The organism is Streptomyces sp. NPDC017056, from assembly GCF_044332485.1.
Classification (GTDB): domain Bacteria; phylum Actinomycetota; class Actinomycetes; order Streptomycetales; family Streptomycetaceae; genus Streptomyces.
Genome location: NZ_JBIRPD010000032.1, coordinates 56,817 through 83,252, shown reverse-complemented (window position 1 = coordinate 83,252; position 26,436 = coordinate 56,817). Strand labels below are relative to the sequence as shown.

Below are 26,436 nucleotides of genomic sequence, written 5' to 3'. Positions count from 1 at the left end.
GGTCGGCACCGGCTACTTCGACCAGATCGCCGCCGCCATCAACCCCGCCTCCGAAACCACCGCGCTGCGCGGCTCCACCGAAGAGCAACAGTTCCACTAGCCACCCAGGCGCCCGCCTCCCGCCGCGGCCCGGCAAGCGACCGAGCAGGGAGCGTCAGGACCGCCCACCACGCGCGATGCGGTACAGCACGTTCGGGCGCAGGGGCCCTTCGGGCGCGGTGGGGTCGTCGAAATCGTCGGCCGGGTCCCGGGTCATGCCGATCCGGCGCATCACTGCCTGGGAACGGAGGTTGGCGGCAGTCGTCACGGCGAGGATCTCGGGGAGTCCGAGCGTTTCGAAGCCGAAGGCAAGGCCGGCCAGAGCGGCCTCGGTGGCGTAACCCCGGCCCCAGGCCGAGCGGGCGAGCCGCCAGCCGATCTCCACCCCCGTGAACGGCATGCCGTCGTCCACCCGGTCCAGGCCGGCGAAGCCGATGAACTCGCCCGTGGCCTGCAACTGGACGGCCCACCATCCGTAGCCTCGCTGGTCGAACTCGGCCTGGAACCGCGCCACGGAGGCATCGCTTTGTTCACGGGTGAGCAGGTCGCCCAGGTGCTCCCGGACCTCGGGATCGGCGTTCATCGCCGCCCACGGTTCGAGGTCGGAGTCTTGCCATCGGCGGAGTACGAGGCGATCGGTGTGCAGTTCAACCATGCGGCACAGCCAACGTGAGCACGGTTCCCGGGGCAATCCATTTTCTGCGGCGGGAAGCGGTGGGTGCCACCACGGCAAGGCGCCGGGGCAGGGGTGTCAGGGCCCCTGCCCCGGCGCCGGTGTGAGGGGTGCCGTCAGCCGGTGGTGCGGGGCAGTGCCGGGCGCAGTTCCGCCAGGGACGTGAAGACGTGGCCCCGCATGCCCAGGGCTTCGGCTGCTTCGACGTTGGCCCTGCGGTCGTCGACGAACAGGATGTGCTCGGGGGGCAGGCCGAAGGCGGTGCTGCACCAGGTGTAGGCGTCGGCCTCCGGCTTGGCGTGGCCGATGCGGCAGGAGAAGGCGAGGACCGGGAAGAGCTTCAGCCACTCCTGGTGCTTTTCGTAGTGCGCCGCCAATTCCTCGGGAATGTTCGACAGCAGGCCGATCGTGACGCCGTTGTCCGCCAGTCCGCGAACGTATTCCACCATCGCGTCGTCGACCCGGCTCCAACTGGCAACATCGGCGGCGATCAGTTCCGTTATGCGTTCCTCGTCGAAGCGCACGCCGAGCGCGTCGGCGACGGTGTGCCAGTATTCCGCGCCGTTCCGGTCACCCCGGTCGTACGGTTGGCGCAAGGCCCAGTAACTCTTCCAGAAGGCGTCACCGGAGACCCGGGCCGTGCTTTCCAGGCGGGCGCAGGCCGCCGGGGACTGGTGCCGGGCGATCACGCCGAACAGGTCGAAGAGCACTGCTGTCATCACGCCTCCGCACGAGAATCACACACCGTTCGTGTGAGTACATACTCGGGCTGTGGGGATGTCAACCGGTCACCGGCCGCGAAGGTGGTGGTGGCCAACCGGGCACGAGGCGAGAACTCGCACCGGCTGTGTTGATGTGCTACATCAGCGGCATGAATGTCTCCGAACGCCACCGGTTCATCCTGGCCCTGCTGGCCGAGCGCAGCCGGGCCTCCGTGGCCGAACTCGCCCGCTCCACCCAGACGTCGGAGATGACCATCCGCCGCGACCTGGAACTGCTGGAGTCCAGGGGGGCCCTGCGCCGGGTGCACGGCGGCGCGGTCACCGCGCTGCTCAGCGGGGTCGAACCGCCGTACGCGGTACGGGCCATGGTCGGCAACGAGACCAAGGCGAAGCTGGCCGACGTGGCCGTGCGGATGCTCAACGACGGGGAGACCGTCGCCTTGGACACCGGTACCACGGCGGTCGCCGTCGCCCACGCCATGGCGGGCCGCCGGTTGACCGTCACCCCCCTGTCGCTGCACGCGACCATGCCGCTCGCCGAGCACGAGGGTATCCGCCTGCTGCTTCCCGGCGGCCAAGTCCGGCCGGGGGAGCTGTCGTTCTACGGGGAGACGGCGCTGCGCACGTTCGAGGACCTGCGGTACGACACCTTCATCCTCGGGTGCTGCGGTGTGGACGCGGCCAACGGGGCGACCGCGTACAGCCTGGACGACGTGCACGTGAAGCGGGTCGCCGCGCGGTCGGCGCGGCGCATCGTCCTGGTGGCGACCGCGGAGAAGCTGGGGCGGGTGGCGCTCGGCCGGATCTGCTCGGTCGAGCAGCTCGACGTCGTGGTGACCGACGCGCCCCAAGGCGGCGCCGTGGTCGAGGAGATGCGCGCGGCGGGCGTGAACATCGTGCATGTCTGACCGGGGTGCGGAACACCCCTGTCGAACATGTTGAGTGTGCGTTATGGTCACTCCTGATGAGTGAATCGACTGTCCCCACCGTCGGGTCGCCGCCGTCGCGGCGCTTACGCACAGCGCGCGCCTGCACCTTCGTGGCGTTCGCGCTCAACGGGTTCGTGATGGGGATGTGGATCGTGCACATCCCCGCCGTCGAACACCACGTCGGCATCACGCACGCCGTCCTGGGCTGGCTGCTGCTCTTCCTGGGCGGCGGCGCCTTCGTGGGCATGCAGCTCTGCGGGGTGCTGGCGGACCGCTTCGGCAGCCGCAACATCGTCCTGGCCGGCGGTGTGCTGTGCAGCGGCACCGTCGTACTGCCCGGCCTGGCCGACTCGGCCTGGACCCTGGCGGCGGCCCTGCTGGCACTGGGCTTCGGCAACGGCTGTCTGGACGTCAGCATGAACACCCAGGCTGTTCAGGTCGAGCGCGGTTACGGCCGCCCGGTGATGTCGGCCTTCCACGCGGTGTTCTCGGTCGGCGGTGTCCTCGCCGCGCTGGCCGGCGCCCGCGCCATCAGCTGGGGCCGGCAGACCTCCCTCACGCTCGCCGGCGTAGCGGTGGCCGGTGTCGTGGTCACGCTCGCCCTGGTACCCGGCCTGCTGCCCCCGGAACGCCCCTCACCTGCCACGGCGGGCGCGGTGGCGGAGGACCGTGCCGGCGCTCCGGCCGCCGCGCGGGCGACCCGACGCCGTACGCCGTCCCAGGTCTGGGCGCTGGGCGTGCTCGCCCTCCTGCTCATGCTCTGCGAGGGCGTGGCGAACGACTGGAGTGTGCTGCACCTCAAGGACGTGCTCGACGCGCCCGCCGCGACCGCCGCACTGGCCTACGGGGGATTCGCCACCGCCATGACCGTCGGCCGGTTCGTCACCGACCGGGTGGTGGCCCGCTGCGGCCGGGTGTTCGTCGTACGCTACGGCGCCGGCTGCGCCGCAATCGGCCTGGCGGCCGCCGCGCTCTCCCCGTGGATACCCCTCGCCCTGCTGGGCTGGACCCTTTTCGGCATCGGCCTGTCCGGGTGCATTCCGCAGTTCTTCACCGCCGCGGGAAATGCGGACCCGGCGTCCTCCGGAGCGAACGTCTCGAAAGTCGCCGGCATGGGGTATGTGGGCATGCTGGCCGGGCCCGCCGTCATCGGACCGCTCACTCACCTCGTGCCCCTGAATCTGGCTTTCCTGCTCCCCGTCGCCTTCTGTGTGGCGGCGGTGTGCGCCGCCGGAATCCTCCGCCCGGCGCGCAGCGGGGCCACCGCGCCCGAACCCGCGCCGGCCGACGCGTGAACTCCCCGCCCGCGCCTTCGCCTCCGCGGTCCGCCGGCGGATGTCCGGGGGCGCCACCGGCTTCCACGGCATCGCCCTGCTCACCGCCCGCAGCCGCTCGGTGTCCGCACCGGCGGCAGCCTTCGCCCGCGTCCCCGCGCGACTCGGCCGGCGCGGCGCCGACGGCCGCCCGGTGTCCGACGTGTTCGTCCTGGCCGTACCGAAGAGGCTCCGCGACCCCCGCCCCGCCCAGGTGTTCTCGCTCCTCGCCCGCCACAGTGCCCACCCGGGCTTCCGCCGTCTGCTGCGGGCGGCGCACACCACCGACGACCTGTACGAGTTGTTCCGGCTCGTCCGCTGAGCGGCGGCCTGCCCACCGGGGAAATTCAGGGTGGCAGGAGCGGCGCTACGGCTTACCCTGCGCGATATGACACTTCCGACGCACGATCACGACCGTTACTGCGACCAGATCCTCGCGGAGACCGAGGGGTTCGCGGCCGCCCTCGCCGGCGCCGACCCCTCGGTCACCGTACCCACCTGTCCCGACTGGTCCCTGCGTGAACTCGTCGTCCACGTCGGCCAGGTCCAGCGCTGGTACGAGGCGAACGTCCGCGCCCGGGCGGCCGAACGCCTGCCGTTCACCACCGAGGCCCCGGCCGACGACGCCGGTCCTGACGCACTCGGCGCCTGGCTGACCGAGGGCGCGCAACGGCTCGTGAGCACGCTGCGGGACGTCGGCCCCGACGAGAAGATGTGGGCGTGGGGCGAGTCGCAGCGCAGCGGGTTCTGGGCGCGGCGGGCGATGAACGAGACGATGGTCCACCGTGCGGACGCGGCGCTGGCCGCGGGGCGCGAGTTCACCGCGGAACCGTGGGCCGCCGCGGACGCCCTGGACGAGTTCCTGATGATGCTGTCCACTCCCGAGGCGCTCACACACAAGCCGCAGTTGGCCGAGCTGCGCGGGCCGGGCAGGAGCATCCACCTCCAAGCCACCGACACGGCCGCCGACCTGAACGGCGAGTGGGTCGTCGAGTTCGAGGAGGAGGGGTTCTCCTGGCGCCGGGGGCACTCCGAGGCGACGGTCTCCGTGCGCGGCGCGATGCTGGACGTCCTGTGGGTCTTCTACCGGCGCCTCCCGGCGGACAGCGACCGGGTGAAGGTCCTCGGCGACAAGCGGCTGTTGGACTTCTGGCTGGAGCGGGCCACGTTCTGAGCCCGCCCGAGGCCGACCGCGCACCCGGGCCGGGCACGGATCGGAGCCCGGCCCGGGCGCGTTGTACGCCGGTCAGGAGGCCGGGTCCGTGCCCAGCTTCACCGCGCGGTTGTGCTCGTCGACGAAGACGACCTTCGGCTCCAGCGTGCGGGCCTCCGCGTCGTCGACCGTGGCGTAGCCGATGAGGATGACGATGTCGCCGGGGGCCACCAGCCGGGCGGCGGCGCCGTTGAGGCAGATGACGCCCGACCCGCGCTCGCCCTCGATGACGTACGTCTCCAGGCGGGCCCCGTTGTTCACGTTCACGATGTGCACCTGCTCGCCCACCAGCAGGTCCGCCGCGTCCATGAGGTCGCGGTCGACCGTCACGGAACCCACGTAGTTCAGGTTGGCCTCGGTGACGGTGGCCCGGTGGATCTTCGACTTGAGCATGGTCCGTTGCATGGTGGCTGGCTCTGGCTTTCTGACGTGGGTGTGAAACCGGTGGGCTTGCTGCGGAAGGGTGCGGTCAGGCCGCGGAGACGGCGTCGGCGAGACTGGCCGGGCGCATGTCCGTCCAGTTCGTCTCGATGTAGTCGAGGCAGCTCTGCCGGTCGGTCTCCGTCACGGCCACCTCCCAGCCCGCCGGTACCTCGGCGAACGCGGGCCACAGGCTGTGCTGGCGCTCGTCGTTGACGAGCACCAGGAACGTGCCGTCCTCGTTGTCGAATGGGTTGGTCACGGTGTCGGTCCTCCGGGTTTCGGTGATCTCGGTGGGCGTGGGGTGCGGGCGGTTCAGGTGAGCGCCTTGGCCAGGGCGCGCGGGGTGCGGCAGCGGAAGACGGCCTCGACGTCGACGGTGCGGCCCAGCACCGCTTCGAGCCGGCCCGCCAGGCGCAGCGCCGTCAGCGAGTCGCAGCCCAGCGCGAACAGGTCGTCGTCCACGCTGACGAAGTCCCGGCCGAGCACCTCGGCGACCAGGTCGCACAGCGACGACTGCCCCGGATCGCGGACGGACGCCGGCTCGGCCGCCAGGAAGCGTTCCACGGGTGCGTCCATGGCCTGGGGCAACGCGGTGAGCAGCGCGCGCAGCCGGTCGGCCGTCTGCCGGGCGGACTCCGCGTCGATCAGGTCGGGGCGGTGGCTGACCTCCAGCCGGAGCCGGGGGCCCGGGGCGACCATCAGCTTCAGCGGGTAGTGGTAGCCGTCGTACCCGGTCACCCGGACCAGCCCCAGGCCGTCGTCCGGTCCGCTCGGCAGTTCCTCGGCGGTCGGGAAGTTCTCGAAGACGACACAGCTGTCGAAGAGGGTGCCCGTCCCCGCGATCCGCTGGATGTCGGGCAGCGGCAGGTGGTGGTAGGGCAGGAGTTCCGCGTGCTCTTCCTGCATCCGGGCGAGCAGCTTCGCCAGCGGCTCGGCGGGATCCAGGCGTACCCGCACCGGGACGGTGTTGATGAAGACACCGACCATGTCCTCGACACCCGGCAGTTCCGCCGGGCGGCCGGAGACCGTGGCGCCGAACACGATGTCGCGCTGCCGCGTCCGCTCGTGCAGGCACAGCGTCCACGCGGCGCGCACCAGGGTGTTGGGCGTGATGCCGTGGCGGCGCGACGTCTCGTCCAGTGCGCTGGTCTCCGCCTCGGACAGCTCGACGACCAGGCTCTCCGGCAGTGCCCGCACGCGGGCGGTGTCGTCGTCCGGGGTGAGCAGCGTGGGTTCCTTGAGGCCGGCCAGCGCCGCGCGCCAGGCGGACCGTGCCTGGCTGTGGTCCTGTTGGTCCAGCCAGGACAGGTAGTCGCGGTAGTCGGGAGGTTCCGGCAGCGCGTTGTCGTTGTCGTTGCCGTACAGCCAGAGCAGGTCGCGCAGCAGGAGTGAGTTGGTCCAGCCGTCCACCAGCAGGTGGTGCACGGTCAGGACCACCTGCCGGCGGTCCGGGGCGAGGTCGATGCAGGTGCAGCGCATGAGCGGCGGCTTGGCCGGGTCCATGCGCCGGCGCCGGTCGGCCTCAAGGAGGTCCGCCAGCCGCTCGTCCCGGTCCTGGGGGGCCAGGCCCGTGAGGTCGTGCGTGTACCAGGGCATGCGGACGTCTTCCGGTACCACCTGCACCGGCTCGCCCGACCGCAGTTGCATGAAGCCTGCCCGCAGCATGGGGTGGCGCCGCAACAGTGCGTCGCAGGCGGCCCGCAGTTGCTGTACGTCGAGCTGTCCCGCTACTTCCAGCGCGATCTGCACGTTGTACACGTCCAGGCTGCGGCTGTCGTACCGGGCGTGGAAGAGCAGCCCTTCTTGCAGCGGTGTCATCGGCAGTACGTGGGAGATGGCCAGGCCCGTACGGGCGCCGAGCCGGGTCAGTTCCTCGGTGTCCGCCTGGGCGGCCGACGAGGCGGACACCGCGCGGGTCGCCGCGTGTGCCACGAGGGCGCCCAGCGCGGTGAACCACAGCCGGGCCAGTTCGCAAGCCTCGGTCTCCGTCAGGTGCAGCCGGGCCCACAGCCAGTGGGCGACCAGGCGCGGCCCCGCGGGGCCGTCGTCGACCGCCGCGTTGACCTCGACGACGTGCGGCATCGGCATCCGCGGGTCGGCGCCGAGCGGCAGCGCGTCCGACTCGGGCGCCACGTCCCAGTCACCGTTTCCCGAACCGCCTCTCCTGCCCAGGTAGTTGAACCCGACCTGAGGGCTGGGGAAGCGCTTGAGGCCGGCGGCCGTGTCCCGGTTCAGGTGGCGCAGCAGGCCGAAGCCGATGCCGTTCCGGGGCACCTCGGCGAGCTGGTCGGCGACCCTGCGTACGGCCGCGCCGAGCCGCGGGTCGGCGGGGTCGCCGTCCGCGCTCCAGCCGTCGATTCCGGCGTCGACACGCACCGGGTACAGGGAGGTGAGCCAGCCGACGGTGGCGGACGGGTCCGTGTCCTCGTCGAGCTGCTCGCGGCCGTGCCCCTCGACGTCGACGAGTACGGCCGTGCCCGCTGCCGCCTCCGGGTGCCAGGCGGCGACCGCGAGCGCCAGACCGGCGAGCAGCACGTCGTTGGTGCGGACGCCGAACGCGGTGGGCACCGTCGTGAGCAGCGGGGCGGTCAGTTCCGCCGGGAGCGTGAGCGAGGTCTCCCCCGCGGTGGCGTAGATGTCGTGGGCGGCGGACAGCGGAACGTCGCTGATCCGGATGCTCCGCCCGCTCAACGTGCTTGTCCAGTAGGGCATTTCCTGTACCGCGTCGGAGCTGTACGCGGCCTTGCGCAGTCTGTCGCTCCAGTCCCGCAAGGTCAGCGGCACGGGCTCCTGGCGCGGCACGGTTCCGGTGGTGGCGCCGTGCCAGGCGGTGTACAGGTCGGTGAGCAGGACCCGCCAGGAGACCGCGTCCACCGCCAGGTGATGGACGGTGACGAGCAGCCTGCCCTGGCCTTCCGGGCCCGCGTCGAACCAGGTGACGCGCATCATGACGCCGTCGTACGGCGCGAGTGCCGCGGCGTCCTGCCGGGCGCAGCCGGTGATGCGGCCCCTCAGGGCCTCCTCGGTCAGCCCCGACACGTCGACCCGGCGCACGGCGTTCGGCAGCGCGTCCCGGCCGACGGGGACCGGCACCAGTCCGCCGCCGCTGTCCAGGCGCGCGCTCAGCGACTGGTGGCGTTCCGCCACGGCCCGTGCCGCGGTGACGAGGTGGTCCAGGCCGAGCCCCGGCGGGACGCGCAGGAGAGTCGACTGGTGGAAGGCGTCGATGGTGCCGCGCTGCTCGTGCAGCCAGTGCATGATCGGGGTGGCGAGGGGCGCCTCGGAGCCGTTCCGTTCCGCCCTGGTCTCCGTTCCCGTCTCCGCCTTCGCCGGTGTCTTCGTCCCGGTCGTCGTCTCTGTTTTTGCCTCCGCCTTCGCCGTGCCGGAGCCCTGCTCCAGGAAGTGGGCGAGGGCGGTGGCCGTGCGGTGGGTGAAGATGTGCTTCGGGGTGAAGCGCAGACCTGCCTTACGGGCGCGGGCGACGAGTTGAATGGCGGTGATGGAGTCTCCGCCGAGGGTGAAGAAGTCGTCCCCGGCCCCGGCACCGTCCAGGTGCAGCACCTGGGCGAACAGCTCGGTCAGGGTGTCTGTCGCGTCGCGGCCGGCCGCTGTGGTTTCGGCGGCGGCTTCCCGGGCCGGCTCCTGCGGCGGCCGGTGGTCCTCGGCGGGGGCCGGCTCGGGGGCCGGCTCGTGCGCGGGGAGCGCCGCCCGGTCCACCTTGCCGTTGGGAGTCACGGGCAGCGTGGGCAGCGTGACGAACGCCGACGGGACCAGGTACGCGGGCAGCCGCGCCGCGATCCGTTCGGCGAGCCCCGCCGTCCCGCCCTCCGGGGCACCGGCGGCCACCACGTAGGCCACCAGCCTGGGCGTTCCGCGCCGGTCCTCCCGTACGGCCACCGCGGCCCCGGCGACCGCGGGGTCGGCCACGAGCGCGCTCTCCACCTCGCCCGGCTCGATCCGGTAGCCGCGGACCTTGACCTGGTCGTCCAGCCGGCCGCCGTACATCAGCACCCCGTCCGGCCGCCACCAGGCGGTGTCCCCGGTGCGGTACATCCGGCCGCCGGGGGTGCGGAACGGGTCGGCGACGAAGCGTGCCGCGGTCAGGCCCGGGCGGTTGACGTAGCCGCGGGCGAGCACGTCACCGCCGATGTACAGCTCGCCGGGCACGCCCGCGGGCACGGGGCGCAGGAAGCCGTCGAGGACGTAGATCCGGGCGCCGGGCACCGGCACGCCGATCGGCACCGCGCCCGTCGGCAGCGGGGCGCCGGGCTCCAGCCGGTATTCCGTGCAGCCCACGGTCGCCTCGGTGGGGCCGTACTCGTTCACGACCGTCGCCCCCGGGTGGCGTGCGCGCCATTCCGCCAGCGCCTCGCCGGTCAACTGCTCGCCGCCCAGGACCAGTTCGCCGGTGGGCGAGTACCAGTCGTCCGACGCCGCCAGGATCGGCAGATGGCTGGGGGTGGCTTTCACGAACGAGGGCGGGCGCCCGCCGCCGGCCGGGGCGTCGAAGTCCTCCAGGTCGACGACGCGCACCAGCCCGCCGTTGACGAGCGGTCCGAAGAGGCCGGTGACGGTCAGGTCGAAGGAGGGCGGCGAGTGCACCAGCGCCTGCCCGGCGAGGCCCGGGTACGCCGCGCTCGCGAACGCGAGGTAGCCGTCGACCGTACGGTGCTCCACCGCGACGCCCTTGGGGCGGCCGGTGGACCCGGAGGTGTAGATGACGTACGCGAGATCCTCCGGCCGCGGCGCCCGGCCGCGCTCGGTGTCGTCCACCGGGTGCGCGGGCAGCGGCGCCAGCTCGGCTTGGACGGCGGGGTCGCCCAGGGGGAGCGGCGACGGGTGCCCGGCGAGACCCGGAAGGGCCCGGTCGGCGCAGACGACGAGCCGGGGAGCCGCGTCGGCGAGCATGAACGCGACGCGCTCCACCGGGTAGTCCGGGTCGACCGGTACGTAACAGGCGCCCGCCTTCAAGGCGGCGAGCAGCGCGACGACCAGGTCCGTGCCGCGCGGCAGTGCCACGGCGACCGGGTCCCCGGGCCGCACTCCGCGGCGCAGCATCAGCCGGGCGAGACGGTTCGCCGCCTCGTCGAGTTCCCGGTAGCCGAGGGAGCGCTGCCCGTCGGTCACGGCCGGAGCGTCCGGCTGCCGCCGCGCCTGGGCCTCGAACCGCTCGACGAGTGTGGCGGGCTTGCCGCCGGCCGCCTGCTCGGCGCCGGGGCGGCGGCTCCAGGCGCGGAGCACCAGCTGCCTTTCGTCGTCGGTCAGAAGCGGGACGGCGGCCACGGGGGTCGCGGCCGCGTGGGTGAAGGTGTCGAGCAGCAGGCGCAGCCGGGAGGCGACCAGCTCCATGCGCCGGTCGTCGAACAGGTCCGTGCGGTAGTTGAGTTCGAGCCGCAGGCGCGGTCCGGGCACGGCGACGACGCTCAGCGGGTAGTGGGTGGAGCCGCTGATCTGCTGCTCGGCCGCGTCGGCTTCGTCGGACAGCGGTCCCAGGCGCAGGCCGGGCGCGATCTCCTGGACGGATGCCCAGTCGAAGGGCGCGTTGCCGAAGCCGGTCGAGGTGTCGTAGAGCGCGCCGAGCCCGGCGAGGCGCTGTACCTCGTCCAGGCCGATGTGCTGGTGGGCCCCCAGCGCGAGCTGCTCGTCCTGTACGCGGGTGAACAGCCCGGCCAGCGACTCCTGGGGAGAGAGGCGGACGCGGACCGGAACCGCGTTCATCAGCAGGCCCACCATGGAGTCGACGCCCTTGAGGTCCACGGGACGCCCGTGCACGGTCTGGCCGAAGACCACGTCGTCGCGCCCGGTCAGCACGGACAGCAGCAGCGCCCATGCGCCCTGCACCACCGTATTGAGCGTGAGGCCGTGCGCCCGGGCGGTGGTGGTGAGGGCCTCGGTCGCCTCTTCCGACAGGGTCAGCGGGAGCATCGCGGGCATCGCGCCGGCGCCCGCCGAGGCCGCGCCGGGGGCCACGAGTGTGGGTTCCTCCAGGCCGTACAGGGCCTTCTGCCACGCCTGGTGCGCCGCGTCACGGTCCTGCCGGCCGAGCCAGCGCAGGAAGTCGCCGAACGGGGCCGTCGGTTCGAGCCCGGCGGGCGGGGCCGCGGGGTTCTCCAGGTCGAGGCCGGGGTGCCCGTACAGCGTGCACAGGTCTTTCAGCACCAGCGGCAGCGACCAGCCGTCGAGCAGGATGTGATGGTACGTCAGCACGAGTACGTGCCGCTCGTCGGCCAGCCGGACCAGGGCGAACCGCATCAGCGGGGGCGCGGCCATGTCGAAGCGCCGTAGCCGGTCCTCCTCCATGAAGGCCAGCAGCCGCGTGCGCCGGTCCTCTTCGGGCTCCCCTGTCAGGTCGTGCTCCGTCCAGGGCGTCGCCACGGTGCGCCGGACGAGCTGCACCGGCTGCCCGTTCGCGCGCACGCGAAAGCCCGTCCGCAGCACCGGGTGGCGGGCGAGCGTCGCGGCGCAGGCGGCGCGCAGCCGCGCGGGGGAGACGTCGCCGTGCAGCTCGAAGGCGGCCTGGATGGTGTAGACGTCCACCGCGTCGGTGTCGTACAGCGCGTGGAAGAGCATGCCCTGCTGCATCGGCGTGAGAGGCAGCGCGGACTCGATCGGCGACTCTGTCGGTGTGTTCACGGATAGCTCCCCAGGGGGCGGACGGGGTGGGCTGCGCGCGAGCGCGCAGGGAGGAGGACGACGGGACGGCCGGCCCGGCGGGGGAGGGGAAGCCGGCGCGGGCGGCGCCGCGACGCTGTCGCGGGGCCTGCGGCGGCCGGGACGGCGTGGGAACGCCCGGTTCAGCTCCGGGTGACCAGGTCCGTCATCGAGACCAGGACCCGGCGTTCGCCGGTGAACGCCTCCCGGCCGTGCGACCAGCGCATGTTGTCGATCACCAGGAGGTCGTGGAGCTCCCAGTCGAAGCGCTGCTGGCGGCGCTCGAACGCCGACCGGACGGCGGCCACCGTCGCGTCGGGAATCGGCTCCCCGTCGCCGAACAGGACGTCGTTGGGCAGCCCGTCCTCTCCCAGCACGGCCACCAGCGCCTCCCGCACCTCCGGGGCGAGCGAGGACTGGTGGAACAGTACGAGGTGGTTGAACCACAGGCGGCGCCCGGTGCGCGGGTGCGTCGCGAGGGCCGGCGCCCGGCGGAGGGTGCGCAGGCAGTCGTCCTCCAGCCACTCCCACTCCAGGCCGCCTTCGGCACAGAAGCGGTCCACCTCCGCCCTGCTGTCGGTCTGGAAGGCTTCGCGCCAGTCCATGCCGACACCGCTGCCGTAGTTGCGCACATAGCGCAGGCCGCGCCGTTCCACGGCCTCGACCACCTCCGCCGGGATGTCGTCGAGCACCCGCGTGACGTCCGTGACGGGGGTCGCGCCGCCGGTCAGGGCCGGGACCGCGGAGAAGAACGCCAGCCGGGCGGGCCAGGCGCCGGCGTACGAGGACTCGCAGTGCTGCGGGATCACCTCGCGCGCCGGGTACTCGGTCGAGGTGAACACCCCGTCGCCCACCTGGCTGCGGGGCGTGGACCGTTCCGTGTACGCCAGCGGCTCGAAGCCGAGCCGCTTCACGGCCTGCTCGAAGTCCTCGGTGCCGTCGGCCCGGGCACCCCGGACCAGTGCCGCGCCGTTCTCGGCGACGGCTTCGTCGATCACCCGGGCGTGCCCGTGCACGAAGGGGGCCAGACCTTCGCCGTGTGCCTGGAACACGCTGATGCCGGTCAGATCGTTCACCTTGTACAACTCCCTGAAAACTGGGCGGCACAACCGGTACCGCCCGACGAAGCCCCATCCGGGCGGACCGGTCGGCGAAGCGTCGCGGCCGGTGCGTGGCCGGATGTCCGCCCATCGTGGCGGGACGGCGGGAACGGGACCAGGCATATGGACCGGCAACCGGTCTGCCGCCGAATTGCCCTGCCGATTCCTGGAGGGGGGCGGGCCCGGCGCGCACACTCGATGCCACGACCACCGTTCCCGAAGAGACGTCCGGCCCGGCGCACCGCGCGATTGCCGGTCGGTTGCCTGGTGAGTGGTTGTGCGGGAAGTGCAGCATCGTCTCGATTTGCCAGCTCCCGGCCCCCAAGGCGCACCAGAGAGCGGTTCACGAGAGAGCGGTTGACACGCCCCATGACTTCACGCGACGCAGTGACCTCCCACCTCCCCGCGGGCAGCGGCCTCCTCCCGCTCACGGTCGCCCAGCGGGGCGTCTTCTACGCCCAGCAGCTCGACCCCGGCAACCCCGCCTACAACACCGTCGTCGTCATGGAGATCCGCGGGCCGGTGGACGGCCCCCTGCTGGCGCGCGCGGTGCGCCAGGCCGAGGGCGAGAGCGGAACCTTCGACGTGGCATTCGTCGAGCTGCCCGACGGGCCCCGCCAGCGCCCCGTCGCCCCGGGCTGCTCGACCTGGCGGGAACTGGACCTCAGCGGGGAGGCCGACCCCCTCGGCGCGGCGCACGAGCTGATGGAGCGCGACAGCCGTACCGCGAACAACCTGTTCACCGACGTCCTGTCGGTGCACGTGCTGATGCGCGTCGGCGACGACCACTACCTCTGGTACCAGCGCAGCCACCACATCCTGTCCGACGGCTACGGCTCGGTGCGCCACTCCCGGCGCATCGCCGAGGTGTACGAGCAGCTGGCCGCCGGCCAGGAGCCGTCCGGGCGCCCGCTCGGCCGGCTCACCGACCTCCTCGCGGACGAGGCCGAGTACCGGGCGTCCGCTGACTACGCGGCGGACAAGGCGTACTGGACCGGCGTGTTCGACGACCGGCCCGAGACGGTCAGCCTGGCCCCCGGCGTGCCGACCGGCACCTCGGCCCGCGCCCTGGCCGCGACCAGCGAACTGCCCGACGCCGAACAGCAGGCGCTGCGCACCGCGGGGCGGGAAGCCCGTACCTCGTGGAGCGTGGTGATGCTGACGGCGGTCGCCGCCTACCTGCACGGCATGACCGGGGCCACCGACCTCGCCATCGGCGTGCCCGTCGCCGCACGGCTCGGCGCACGCTCCGAGAACGTGCCGGGCATGGTCTCCAACACGCTCCCGCTGCGGCTCTCCGTCGATCCCGGCGCAGGCCGCGCCGAGCTGGTCCGGCACGTGGGGCAGCGGCTCGGGCGGCTCCTCACCCACCAGCGCCACCCCTACGACGACCTGCGGCGCGACCTGCGGATGCTCGGCTCGAACGAGCAGCTGTTCGGCGTCCTGGTCAACATCATGCCGGCCGGCTCGGAGAGCAACTTCGCCGGCCGCGAGGCCACGCTGACCGCGCTGTCGGGCGGGCCCGTCTTCGACCTCAACATCACCTGCCACCCGGGACCTGACGGCCAGGGCATGCGGATCGAGTTCGAGGCCAACCCCGACCGTTACACCGCGGACGAACTCGCCGCGCACCAGCGCCGCTTCATGGACTTCCTGCCCCGCTTCCTCGGCGCCCCCGCCGACCGGCCGCTGGCACGGACCGGCGTCCTGACGGCGGCCGAGCGCGCTGAGGTACTCGCCGCCGGGCAACTCCCGGGCCTCGCCGCCCCGGTGCCCGTGCGCACCTTCACCGACCTGTTCGAGGAGCAGGTCCGCGCCACCCCGCACCGTCCCGCGGTGATCTCCGCCGCCGGGGCCGTCGACTACGCCGAGCTGAACGCCCGCGCCAACCGGCTGGCCCGGGCGCTGGTGGACCGCGGTGCCGGGCCCGAAGCCGTGGTGGCCGTGGCCCTGCCGCGCGGCGTCACCGCCCTGACGGCCGTCGTCGGCGTACTGAAATCCGGTGCGGCCTACCTGCCCGTCGACCTCGCCTACCAGCGGTCGCGGGTAGCCACCATGCTCGGCGACACGACACCGGTCCTCCTGCTGACCACGCGCGCGGCCGACGACCCGGCCCTCGCCCCCGACGTGGCGCGGCTGTACCTGGACGACGCAGAGGGCCCCGCCGGACCCGTGCCGGGGCTGCCGGACACCGACCTCACCGACGCCGACCGGCGTGCGCCGCTGCGGCCCGCCCACCCGGCGTACGTCATCTACACCTCCGGCTCGACCGGTACCCCCAAGGGCGTCGTCGTCCCGCACACCGGACTGGCCGGCCTCCTCGCCCACCAGAAGGCCCTCCTGGACGTCACCCCGGACACCCGGGTGCTCCAGTTCGCGTCACCGGGCTTCGACGCCTCGGTGTGGGAGCTGTGCACCGCGCTGCTGACCGGCGCCGCCGCCGTCGTCGCCCCGGCGGAGCGGCTCACCCCCGGGCCGCAGCTGGCCGGCCTGGTGCGCGAGACGGGCGTCACCTGCCTGCTGATGGCGCCGTCCGCCCTGGCCGCCATGCCGCCGGGCGGCCTGCCCGAGGGCGTCACGCTGGTCGTCGGCGCCGAGGCGTGCGCGCCCGAGCTGGTCGCCCGCTGGTCCCCTGGCCGGCGCATGGTCAACGCCTACGGGCCCACCGAGTCCACGGTCATCGCCACCCAGACCCCGCCGCTGTCCGGCCGGACCGTACCGCCCATGGGCCGCACCGTCCCCGGCACCCGGGTCCGGCTCCTCGACACCGCGCTGCGGCCGGTTCCGCCCGGCGTCGCGGGCGAGGTGTACCTGAGCGGCGACGGGCTCGCCCGCGGCTACCTGAACAGCCCGGGGCCGACCGCGGAACGGTTCGTCGCCGACCCGTACGGGCCGCCCGGCACCCGCATGTACCGCACGGGCGACCTGGCCCGCTGGACCGCCGGCGGGGAGCTGGCCTACCTCGGGCGCGGCGACCGGCAGGTCAAGGTCCGCGGGTTCCGCATCGAACCCGGCGAGATCGAGAGCGTCCTCGCCCGGGCGCCCGGCGTCGGCCGGGTCAGCGTCGTCGTCCGTGAGGACCGGCCGGGCGTCCGCCAGCTGGTGGCGTACGTCGTCCCGGCGGCCGGCGCCGGGACGCTCGACGCGGCCGCGCTGCGCGAGGGCGTCGGCCGTGCCCTGCCCCCGTACATGGTCCCGGCCGCCGTGGTGTTCCTGCCCGACCTGCCGCTGACCCCGAGCGGCAAGCTGGACCAGCGGGCGCTGCCCAGCCCCGAGTACACCGGCTCCGCCACCGGCCGCGCTCCGCGCGACGAGCGGGAGACCACGCTCTGCGAGCTGTTCGCCGACGTGCTCGGCGCGAGCCGCGTGAGCATCGACGACAGCTTCTTCGAACTGGGCGGTGACTCCATCGTCGCGGTCCGGCTCGCTTCGCGGGCCACCAGCGCCGGCATCCCGCTCACCCCGCAGGCGGTCTTCGCGCACCGTACGGTGGCGGAGCTGGCCGCCCACGCCGCCGAACCTGCGGAGCAGCCGACTCAACTCGCGTACGAACAATCTGATTTGATTGGCCTGGACGAAGGTGAGCTGGCCCGTCTGGAGCAGGCGTGGCAGCACCTGGACACCACGGGCGAGGGCCCGGTGGCGGATGTGCTGCCGCTCGGCCCCCTCCAGCAGGGGATGCTCTTCCACGCCGGGCTGGCAGAGGGCGCCGACGCCTACAACGTGCAGAAGGTCTTCGGGCTGTCCGGCCCACTGCCTGCCGGCGCCTTCCGGCGCGCCTGCCAGGCCGTGGTGGAGCGGCACACCGCCCTGCGGGCCGGATACACGCAGTCGGCGGCGGGCGAACCGCTGCAACTCGTCGCCAGACACGTCGAGCCGCCCGTGCACGAGCACGACCTGCGCGGACTGCCGCCCGAGGCACAAGGCCCGCGCCTGGCCGACCTGCTCGCCGCGGACAAGCGGACCCGGTTCGACATGTCGGCGCCGCCGCTCCTGCGGTTCGGCCTGATCCGGCTGGCGGACGAACGGCACCTGGTCGTCCTGTCGAGCCACCACATCCTCTTCGACGGCTGGTCGGTGCCGCTGATCCTGCGCGACCTGCTCGCGCACCTGCACGGTACGGAAGCGGAGCTGCCCGCGCCGGTACCGCTGCGCGCCTACCTCGCCTGGGCCGCGAGCCAGGACCGGGCCGCCGCCGAACAGGTCTGGCACCGGGCGCTCGCCGACCTCGACGGGCCCACCCTGGTGGCCCCCGCGAGCCCGGAACCCGCCGGCTCCCTCCCGGGCCTCCTGGTCACCGAGCTGCCCGCGGACCTCACCGCCGCCGTGGAAGGCAACGCCCGCACGCGTGGCCTGACCCTCAACACCGTCGTCCAGGGCGCGTGGGCCCTGCTCCTGCACACGCTCACCGGCCGCGACGACGTCGTCTTCGGCGGTACCGTCTCCGGCCGCCCGCCGGAGCTGCCGGGCGTGGACGAGATCGTCGGCCTGCTGATGAACACCCTTCCGGTCCGCATCCGCCTCCAGCCCGGCGAGCCGCTGGCCGCGCTGCTCGCCCGGGTCCAGGACGAGCAGACCGCGCTCGTCGGCCACCACCACCTCGGCCTGCCGGAGCTGCACCGGCTCGCGGGACACGGCGAGCTGTTCGACACCTCGGTCGTCTTCGGGAACGCGCCGATCGACCGCGAGGAGATCCTCAAGCAGGCCAAGGGGCTGCGCGTCACCGTCGAGGAGTCCGACCCCACCGGTGGCACGCACTACCCGCTCAGCCTGTCCGTGGTGCCGGGCGAGCGGTTGCGGCTGGAACTCACCTACCGGACCGACCTGTTCGGGACGGCTGCCGCCGAGACCTGCGTCGCCCGGCTGCGCCTGGCCCTGGAAGCCTTCGCCACCACTCCCGACCTGCTGGTCGGCCGGATGACGCTGCTCACCGACGCCGAACGGCCGGCCCCTGCGCACGGCGCCGGCGGCACCGCGGGCGACGGCCCGGCCACCACGCTGCCCGCCCTCTTCGCCGCACAGGTACGCCGCACCCCGGACGCCGTCGCGGTCGTCTGCGACGGCGAGCGGATCAGCTACGCGGAGCTGGCCGACCGCGCCGGGCGGCTGGCCGGCGTCCTGGCCGCCAAGGGCGCGGGGCCGGAGCAGGTCGTCGCGGTGCGACTGCGGCGGTCCATCGAGCTGATCGTCGTCCTGCACGCGATCCACCTGGCGGGCGCCGCCTACCTGCCGCTCGATCCGGACTACCCGGACCGGCGCATCCAGCACATGCTGGCGCAGACCAGGCCCGTCCTCGTCGTCGACGACGCCTTCCTGGCCGGCCTCGACCCGGAGGCCGCAGGCCCCGCGCCGACGCCGTGCCTGCGGCCCGAACACCCGGCGTACGTGGTGTTCACCTCGGGCTCGACGGGCCGCCCCAAGGGCATCGTGGTCACCCACGCGGGCATCACCAACTACCTGGCCGGCATGCAGGAACGCCATCCGATCGGCACGGGCGACCGGGTGTTGCAACGCACCTCGCTCAGCTTCGACCCGTCGGTGTGGGAGATCTTCTGGCCGCTCCAGCAGGGAGCTGCCGTGGTCGTGGCCCGCCCGGAAGGCGAGGTCGCGCCCGGCTATCTGCCCGCGCTGCTCCGCGAGGAGCGGGTTACCGTCGCCCAGTTCGTGCCGTCCACCTTGGAGGTCTTCCTGCGCGAACCGGGCAGTGACCGCTGCGACAGCCTCACCCGGGTGTTCGTGGGCGGCGAGCAGCTGACGGGTGCGCTGGCCGACCGTTTCCACGCCGTGGTCGGAGCGGAGCTGCACAACCAGTACGGCCCCACCGAGGTGTCGGTCTACACCACCACCGGCCGTGCCGCGGCGGACGGGAACCCGGCCGCCGTACCGGTCGGCACACCCCTCTCCGGCCTGCGTGTGTATGTGTTGGACGGGTTTTTGCGTCCGGTTCCGGTGGGTGTGGTGGGGGAGATCTATATCGCGGGTGCGGGGGTGGCTCGGGGGTATGCGGGTCGGCCTGGGTTGACGGGTGAGCGGTTTGTGGCGGATGTGTTGGGTGGGTTGGGGGAGCGGATGTATCGGACGGGGGATTTGGGGCGTTGGGGTGTGGGTGGGGTGGTGGAGTACTGCGGTCGGTCTGATTTTCAGGTGAAGGTGCGGGGTCACCGTATTGAGTTGGGTGAGGTTGAGGCGGTGTTGGCTGCTGATGCGTCGGTGGCGCAGGCGGTGGTGGGAGTGCCGGTGGATGGTGCGGGGGTGCGGCGTGTGGTGGGTTATGTGCGTGCTGTGGCTGGGGTGAGGGTGGATGTGGAGGCGTTGCGGGCTGGGGTGGCGCGGGTGTTGCCGGAGTACATGGTTCCGGTGCGGGTTGTGGTGGTGGATTCCTTTGCGTTGACGCCGAACGGGAAGGTGGATCGGCGGGCGTTGCCGGAGGTGTCGTTTGGTGGGGGTGGGGTGTATCGGGCGCCGTCGTCGGTGCGGGAGCGGGTGTTGCATGAGGTGTTTTGTGAGGTGTTGGGGCGGGAGCGGGTGGGGGTGGATGACAGTTTCTTCGAGTTGGGCGGGGATTCGATAACGTCGATGCGGTTGGCGGCACGGGCGCACCGTGCGGGGTTGTCGCTGACGGCGAAGGACGTGTTCGTCCACAAGACCATCGCCCGCCTCGCCCCCATCGCCCAGGACACGGACCCCGGCGCAGCGACCCCTCGCACCGACGGCCTGGTGCAGATCGACGCCGACGAACTCGACGAGCTTGAAGCCCAGTGGGAGAAGACATCATGAGCCAGACATCCCTTGAAGCAGTCCTGCCGCTGACCCCGCTCCAGCAGGGCATGCTCTTCCACGCCCAGTACGACGGCGGACAAGCCGACGGCAAGGACGTCGACTTCTACAACGTCCAGACGCCCCTGGAACTCGCCGGTGCCCTCGACACAGAGGTCCTGCGCGCTTCCTGTGCCGCATTGCTGGACCGCTACGGAAGCCTGCGCGCGGGCTTCCTCAGACGCCGCTCGGGCGAGGCCGTCCAGGCTGTTGCCCGAACGGTGGAACTCCCCTGGGAGGACGTCGACTTCTCCGGCTTCGGCGCCGACGAGCGCCGGACGCGCCTGGCGAGGCTGCTGACCGAGGACCGCGCCCGCCGCTTCGACATGGCCAGGCCGCCGCTCCTGCGGTTCACCCTGGTCAAGCTGGCGGCCGACCGGCACGTCCTGGTCCTCACCCACCACCACATCCTGCTCGACGGCTGGTCGGTCCCGCTCGTGCTGAGCGACCTGTTCCACATCTACCGGGACGGCGGCACGACCGGGAACCTGGCACCGGCGGTGCCGTTCGCCGACTACCTGGGCTGGCTCTCCCAACAGGATCGCGACCAGGCCGAACAGGCGTGGCGGGCCGCGCTGTCCGGCACCGAGGGACCGACGCTGGTGGCCGGCGGGTCCGGCACCGGCGCCTCGGACCGCGGCCAGCGGCGCGTCGTCGTACAGCTGGCGGCAGCGGCCACCGCCCGGATCGCAGAAGCCGCCCGCACCCGCGAACTCACGGTCAACACCCTGGTGCAGGGCGCCTGGGCGCTGATGCTGACCTCCCTGACCGGCCGCCGGGACGTCGTCTACGGCAACACCGTCGCCGGGCGCCCCCCGGAGCTGGCGGGCAGCGACCGCATGGTCGGCCTGATGATCAACACGGTGCCCGCCCGCGTCCGCGTCGACCCGGCGGAGCCCGTGTCCCGCCTGCTGTCCCGCATCCAGGACGAGCAGACGGCCCTGTCCGCCCACCACTACGTGGGCCTCGCGGACATCCACCGGGCCGTCGGCGTCCCCGAACTCTTCGACACCACCGTCGCGTTCGAGAACTTCCCCGTGGACCAGGCCGTACAGGGCGCCTCGGTGGCAGGGCTGACCATCGGCATCCTGCGCGACGCCGTCGAGGACACCCCGGAAGGCACCCACTACCCGCTGAGCCTGGCCGTCTACCCGGGCGAGGGCCTGCGCTTCGAGCTCAACTACCGCGAGGACGTGTACACCGCGCCGGTCGCGACCGGCATCCTCACGCGGCTGTGCACCCTCCTGGAGGACATGGCAGCCCGCCCCGAGCTGCCCGCCGCACAGCTGCCCCTGTGGAGCGACGACGAGCTGAGCGGCCTGCTGGCCACCGGCCGCACCGTCGCGCACGCACCGCGGACCCTGCCGGACCTGTTCGAGGAGCAGGCCCGCGCCACCCCCGAAGCGATCGCCGTGGCCGACGCCACCACCAGCCTGACCTTCGGCCGGCTCAACGCCGACGCCAACCGGCTCGCCCGGTTGCTGCGCGCGCACGGCGCGGGCCCGGGCCGGCTCGTCGCCGTCGCCCTGCCGCGCACCACCGACGCCGTCACCGCGATCCTCGCGGTGCTCAAGTCGGGCGCCGGATACCTCCCGGTCGACGCCGACCACCCCGCCGAACGGGTCGCCGCCATCTGCGCGGAGGCGCAGCCCGTGCTCGTGCTGGCCGCCGGCCCGACCGCGCACATCGTGCCGGACGGCGTACCGGCGCTGCTCATGGACGCGGCCGGGCTGCCCGACGACGCCTCGGACCTCACCGACGCCGACCGGACCGGCGCACTGCGCCCCGCCGACCTCGCGTACGTCATCTACACCTCGGGCTCCACCGGTCGCCCCAAGGGCGTCGCCGTCGAGCACCGCAACCTGGTCAACATGTTCCACAGCCACCGGGCGAACTACTTCGAGCCCGAGCGCGTCCGGGCGGGCGGGCGCCGGCTGAGTGCCGCACTCACCAACTCGCTCGGCTTCGACGCGTCCTGGAGCCAGCTGCTGTGGATGGTCGCCGGGCACGAGCTGCGCATCGTCGACGACACCGTGCGCAAGGACGCCCTGGCCCTCGTCGACTACGTGGCCGAGGCGGCCGTCGACGTTCTCGACACCACGCCCTCCGTCGCCCGGCAGCTGCTGGACGCGGGCATGTTCACCGGGGAGCGGCACCGGGTGCGGACTCTCGCGCTCGGCGGCGAGGAGGTCGGCGACGACCTGTGGGCCGAACTGCGGAACGTCCCCGGGCTGTCCCTGTACAACCTCTACGGCCCGGCCGAGTGCACGGTCGACGCGATGTTCTGCCACGCCGAGGCGGCTGCCCGGCCCTCCCTCGGAGGCCCCGCCGACAACACCCGTGTGTATGTGTTGGACGAGTTCTTGCGTCCGGTTCCGGTGGGTGTGGTGGGGGAGATTTATATCGCGGGTGCGGGGGTGGCTCGGGGGTATGTGGGTCGGCCTGGGTTGACGGGTGAGCGGTTTGTGGCGGATGTGTTGGGGTCGTCGGGGGCGCGGATGTATCGGACGGGGGATTTGGGGCGTTGGGGTGTGGGTGGGGTGGTGGAGTACTGCGGTCGGTCTGATTTTCAGGTGAAGGTGCGGGGTCACCGTATTGAGTTGGGTGAGGTTGAGGCGGTGTTGGCTGCTGATGTGTCGGTGGCGCAGGCGGTGGTGGGAGTGCCGGTGGATGGTGCGGGGGTGCGGCGTGTGGTGGGTTATGTGCGTGCTGTGGCTGGGGTGAGGGTGGATGTGGAGGCGTTGCGGGCTGGGGTGGCGCGGGTGTTGCCGGAGTACATGGTGCCGGTGCGGGTTGTGGTGGTGGATTCCTTTGCGTTGACGCCGAACGGGAAGGTGGATCGGCGGGCGTTGCCGGTGGTGTCGTTCGGTGGGGGTGGGGTGTACCGGGCGCCGTCGTCGGAGCGGGAGTGGTTGTTGCATGAGGTGTTTTGTGAGGTGTTGGGGCGGGAGCGGGTGGGGGTGGATGACAGTTTCTTCGAGTTGGGCGGGGATTCGATCACGTCGATGCGGTTGGCGGCACGGGCGCACCGTGCGGGGTTGTCGCTGACGGCGAAGGACGTGTTCGTCCACAAGACCATCGCCCGCCTCGCCCCCATCGCCCGGGAAGTGACGGACACCGAGGAGCGGAACGGCCCCGAGGCGCCCGCCGGACCGCTGGTCGCCCTCGACGACACCGAGCGGGCCGAACTCGCCGCGAGCGGACACCGGGTCGCGGGCGTCCTGCCGCTGACCCCGCTCCAGCAGGGCATGCACTTCCACGCCCTGATGTCCTCGGACGCCATCGACGTCTACGTCACCCAGCGGCCGCTACGGCTCGCCGGGCCGCTGACACCCGCCGTACTGCGCACGGCGTTCGACTCCCTGCTCGCCCGGCACCCCGCGCTGCGCGCCTCCTTCGTCTCGCTCGGCTCCGGGCGCTCCGTCCAGCTCGTGCACGAGGACGTCCGCGCGCCCTGGCAGGAGACCGACCTGTCGGACCTGGACGCGGAGACCCGGCGCGCCAGGCTCGCCGAACTGCTGGCCGCGGACCGGACACGGCGCTTCGACCTGGCGCGGCCGCCGCTGCTGCGGGTCGCGCTGATCCGGCTGGCGGCCGAGGAGCACCTGCTGCTGGTGACCCACCACCACATGCTCCTCGACGGCTGGTCGCTGCCCCTCGTCTTCCGTGACCTGTTCGCCCTCTACGCCCACGCGGGCAACGACCGGAGCCGACCGCCCGCGCCGTTCGCGGACTACCTGCGCTGGCTCGGCGCCCAGGACGACGAGCGGGCCGCCGAAGCCTGGCGCGAGGCCCTGGCCGGACTCGACGAGCCGACCCTGACCGCCCCCGGCGCCGAGCCCGCCACCGGCACGCTGCCCGAGCTGGTGGCGACCGCCCTCGACCCGGCGGCCACCGAGCGGCTCACCGCCGCCGCACGCGCCGCGGGCCTGACCCTCAACACCCTGGTCCAGGGCGCTTGGGCGATGGCGCTCGGGCACTTCCTGGGCCGCGACGACGTCGTCTTCGGCGCGACCGTCGCCGGGCGCCCGCCGGAGCTCGCGGGCGCCGAGGAGACGGTCGGCCTGCTGATGAACACCGTCGCCGTACGGGTGGCACTCGACCCGGCGCGGCCCCTCGGCGACGCGCTGGCCGGCCTCCAGGACGCCCAGGCCGGGCTGCGCCCGTACCACCACTTCGGGCTCGCCGAGGTGCAGCGTGCCGCCGGGCTCGGCGAACTCTTCGACACCGTCGTGGGCTTCGAGAACACCCCCGTGGACCGGGACGCCGTCCAGGCGCAGGTGCCCGGCCTGCGGATCTCCGTCGACGACACGCCCGCACCCGGCGCCTCCCACTACCCGTTCAGCCTGGTCGTGGTGCCGGGAGACCGCCTCAGCCTCGAACTGACCTACCGGGGCGACCTGTTCACCGCCGAGGTGGCCGGTGCCCTGCTCGGCCGGGTCCGCACCGTCCTCGACACCTTCGTCCAGGACCCGGCGGTCCCCCTCGGCCGGATCGAACTGCTCACCGAGCGCGAGCGCACCGAGCTGCTGAGTACCGCGGCCTCTTCCGCCGCGCCGCCGGCACGCTCGACCTTCCCCGCGCTCTTCGAGGAGAGGGTCCGGGCGACGCCGGCCGCCGTCGCCGTGTACGACGGCTCGCTCGCCGTCACCTACGGCGACCTCAACGCCCGGGCCAACCAGCTCGCCCGCGCCCTCGCGGCCCGCGGCATCGGCCCGGAGAGCGTCGTGGCGGTGGCGATGCCGAAGTCGGCCCGGTCCGTCCTCGCCGTGCTGGCGGTCCTCAAGAGCGGGGCCGCGTACCTGCCGCTGGACCTCGGCTACCCGCCGGAGCGGCTGCGCTACGTCGTCTCCGACGCCCGGCCGGACCTCGTGCTCACCACCGCAGCGGGAGCGGAGACGATGGCCGGGGCGGGCGCCGGGGCGACCCTGTGCCTGGACGGCGAAACAGACGCCGAAACAGACGGCGAAACGGACGCCGGAACGGTTGCCGAAACCCTCGGTGTGCCGTGCGCGCTGGTCGCCGGGCTGCCCGAGGACGACCTGTCCGACGGCGACCGCACGGCACCGCTGCGACCCGGCAACGCGGCCTACCTCATCTACACGTCCGGCTCCACCGGCCGGCCCAAGGGCGTCCTGGTGCCGCACACCGGCGTCGCCGCCCTGGCCGCCCAGCAGCGCGCGGGGCTCACCCTGCGCCCGGACGAGCGGGTGCTGCTGTTCGCCTCGCCGAGCTTCGACGCCTCGGTGTGGGAACTGGCCACGGCCCTGCTCACCGGCGCGGCCGTGGTCGCCGCGCCGGCCGACGAACTGCTGCCGGGCCCGGCGCTCGCGGCGACCGTGGCCCGGTACGGCGTGACGACGCTGCTGCTACCCCCGTCCTCGCTCGCCGTCCTGCCCGAGGGCGCGCTGCCCGACGGCGTCACCCTCGTGGTGGGCGGCGAGGCATGCCCGCCCGACCTCGTCGAACGCTGGTCGGCCGGGCGGCGCATGGTCAACGCGTACGGCCCCACCGAGGCCACCGTCATGGCCACGATGAGCCGGCCCCTGGCGGGCCGCACCAGCCCGCCCCTGGGCGAACCGGTCGCGGGCGCCAGGGTGTACCTGCTGGACGGCGCCCTGCGCCCGGTCCCGGCGGGCGTGCCCGGCGAGCTCTACCTGGCGGGCGAGGGCCTGGCGCGCGGCTACCTGCGCCGGGCCGCGCTGACCGCCGAGCGTTTCGTGGCCGACCCGTACGGCCCCGCCGGGTCGCGGATGTACCGCTCGGGAGACCTCGCCTGCCGCAGGCCGGACGGCACCCTGGAGTACCTGGGCCGGGTCGACCGGCAGGTCAAGGTGCGTGGTTACCGCATCGAACCCGGTGAGATCGAAGCCGTACTGGCCGAGGACCCCGCGGTCGCGCAGGCGGCCGTGGTCGTCCGCGAGGACCGCCCCGGCCTGCGCCGCCTCGTGGCGTACGTCGCCCCCGTGGCCGGCGCCGGGCCCGACCCGGCGGCGCTGCGCGGCAGGGTCGCCGCCGCACTGCCCGAGTACCTGGTGCCCGCGGTCGTGGTCCCCCTGGACCGGCTGCCGGTCACCCCGAGCGGCAAACTCGACCGGGACGCCCTGCCCGAGCCGGACTTCGCCGCGGCCGCGGACAGCCGTGCGCCGCGCACCGACCGCGAGAAGCAGCTGTGCGAGCTGTTCGCGAAGGCCCTCGGGACGAGCCGAATCGGCATCGACGACAGCTTCTTCGACCTCGGCGGCGACTCGATCGTCTCCATCAGGCTGGTCACCCTGGCCCGCGCGGAGGGCCTGGACATGACGCCCCGGGACGTGTTCACGCACAAGACGGTCGCCGAACTCGCCACCGCGGTGAAGGAGCTCGACCCGGCTTCGGAGGCCGACGCCCCCGAAGAGCCGCTGATCACCTTGGGCCACGACGAACTCGCCGAGTTCGGCGAGGACTGGCGGGACACGGAGTAGGCCGCCCCTCCGGGGCCACCCGCACCGACCCCTCCGCACCGATCCCTTCGCACTGATCCCTTTTCGTACGACCGCTGGACCGCACCCAGGCCG

Annotated in this window: 12 protein-coding genes and 2 pseudogenes; 6 read left to right on the top strand and 8 right to left on the bottom strand. The window is 73.0% G+C overall.

All coding sequences use genetic code 11. The annotated features are described in order from the left end of the window. Positions 1-154: 154 nt before the first annotated feature. Positions 155-694, bottom strand: a complete 540-nt coding sequence (locus ACH4OW_RS37380; protein ID WP_360134918.1) for a GNAT family N-acetyltransferase — start codon at positions 692-694, stop codon at positions 155-157. 134 nt (positions 695-828) lie between these two features. Then, positions 829-1,431: an HAD family hydrolase gene (locus tag ACH4OW_RS37375; RefSeq protein WP_398033055.1), complete on the bottom strand. Its 603-nt coding sequence runs from the start codon at positions 1,429-1,431 to the stop codon at positions 829-831. Positions 1,432-1,583: 152 nt separating this feature from the next. Here ACH4OW_RS37375 and ACH4OW_RS37370 point away from each other — a divergent pair, with 152 nt between their 5' ends. The 4 genes from ACH4OW_RS37370 (at position 1,584) to ACH4OW_RS37355 (ending at position 4,850) form a co-directional block, all read left to right on the top strand. Beyond that, the gene (locus ACH4OW_RS37370; RefSeq protein ID WP_398033053.1) at positions 1,584-2,342 is read left to right on the top strand and encodes a DeoR/GlpR family DNA-binding transcription regulator; all 759 of its coding nucleotides are present in this window, start codon (positions 1,584-1,586) and stop codon (positions 2,340-2,342) included. A 56-nt stretch (positions 2,343-2,398) separates the two neighbouring features. Beyond that, a complete protein-coding gene (locus ACH4OW_RS37365; protein ID WP_398033051.1) occupies positions 2,399-3,658 on the top strand; it encodes an MFS transporter in 1,260 nt (419 codons plus the stop codon). After that, positions 3,573-3,998, top strand: a complete 426-nt coding sequence (locus tag ACH4OW_RS37360; RefSeq protein ID WP_398033049.1) for a PTS sugar transporter subunit IIA — start codon at positions 3,573-3,575, stop codon at positions 3,996-3,998. Before ACH4OW_RS37365 ends, ACH4OW_RS37360 begins: the two co-directional genes overlap by 86 nt. 66 nt (positions 3,999-4,064) lie before the next feature. Then, on the top strand, positions 4,065-4,850 hold the full coding sequence (locus tag ACH4OW_RS37355; protein WP_398033046.1) for a maleylpyruvate isomerase family mycothiol-dependent enzyme: 786 nt from the start codon (positions 4,065-4,067) through the stop codon (positions 4,848-4,850). A 72-nt stretch (positions 4,851-4,922) separates the two neighbouring features. Here ACH4OW_RS37355 and panD read toward each other — a convergent pair whose 3' ends face one another. From panD to ACH4OW_RS37325, 6 genes and pseudogenes are all read right to left on the bottom strand, one after another. Further along, positions 4,923-5,294 (bottom strand): aspartate 1-decarboxylase, encoded by a 372-nt coding sequence (panD, locus tag ACH4OW_RS37350; protein ID WP_360134933.1) that lies wholly within the window; start codon positions 5,292-5,294, stop codon positions 4,923-4,925. A gap of 64 nt (positions 5,295-5,358) precedes the next feature. Continuing rightward, entirely contained in the window at positions 5,359-5,571 is a 213-nt protein-coding gene (locus tag ACH4OW_RS37345; protein ID WP_398033043.1) for an MbtH family protein, read from the bottom strand. 53 nt (positions 5,572-5,624) lie between these two features. After that, positions 5,625-9,029 carry a condensation domain-containing protein gene (locus ACH4OW_RS37340; RefSeq protein ID WP_398033064.1) on the bottom strand — a complete coding sequence of 1,135 codons (3,405 nt, stop codon included), beginning with the start codon at positions 9,027-9,029 and terminating at the stop codon, positions 5,625-5,627. A 12-nt stretch (positions 9,030-9,041) separates the two neighbouring features. Beyond that, a pseudogene (locus ACH4OW_RS37335) lies at positions 9,042-10,553 on the bottom strand (amino acid adenylation domain-containing protein); the annotation flags it as partial. 12 nt (positions 10,554-10,565) lie between these two features. Beyond that, a pseudogene (locus ACH4OW_RS37330) lies at positions 10,566-11,945 on the bottom strand (condensation domain-containing protein); the annotation flags it as partial. 161 nt (positions 11,946-12,106) lie between these two features. Beyond that, positions 12,107-13,039 (bottom strand): TauD/TfdA family dioxygenase, encoded by a 933-nt coding sequence (locus ACH4OW_RS37325; RefSeq protein ID WP_398033040.1) that lies wholly within the window; start codon positions 13,037-13,039, stop codon positions 12,107-12,109. Positions 13,040-13,432: 393 nt separating this feature from the next. Between ACH4OW_RS37325 and ACH4OW_RS37320 the strand changes: the two genes are divergently transcribed. Together ACH4OW_RS37320 and ACH4OW_RS37315 are read left to right on the top strand one after the other, a co-directional pair. After that, positions 13,433-19,840 (top strand): amino acid adenylation domain-containing protein, encoded by a 6,408-nt coding sequence (locus tag ACH4OW_RS37320; protein ID WP_398033037.1) that lies wholly within the window; start codon positions 13,433-13,435, stop codon positions 19,838-19,840. Continuing rightward, positions 19,837-26,343 carry an amino acid adenylation domain-containing protein gene (locus ACH4OW_RS37315; RefSeq protein ID WP_398033034.1) on the top strand — a complete coding sequence of 2,169 codons (6,507 nt, stop codon included), beginning with the start codon at positions 19,837-19,839 and terminating at the stop codon, positions 26,341-26,343. The genes ACH4OW_RS37320 and ACH4OW_RS37315 overlap by 4 nt, the downstream gene beginning before the upstream one ends. The last annotated feature ends 93 nt before the right edge of the window (positions 26,344-26,436 follow it).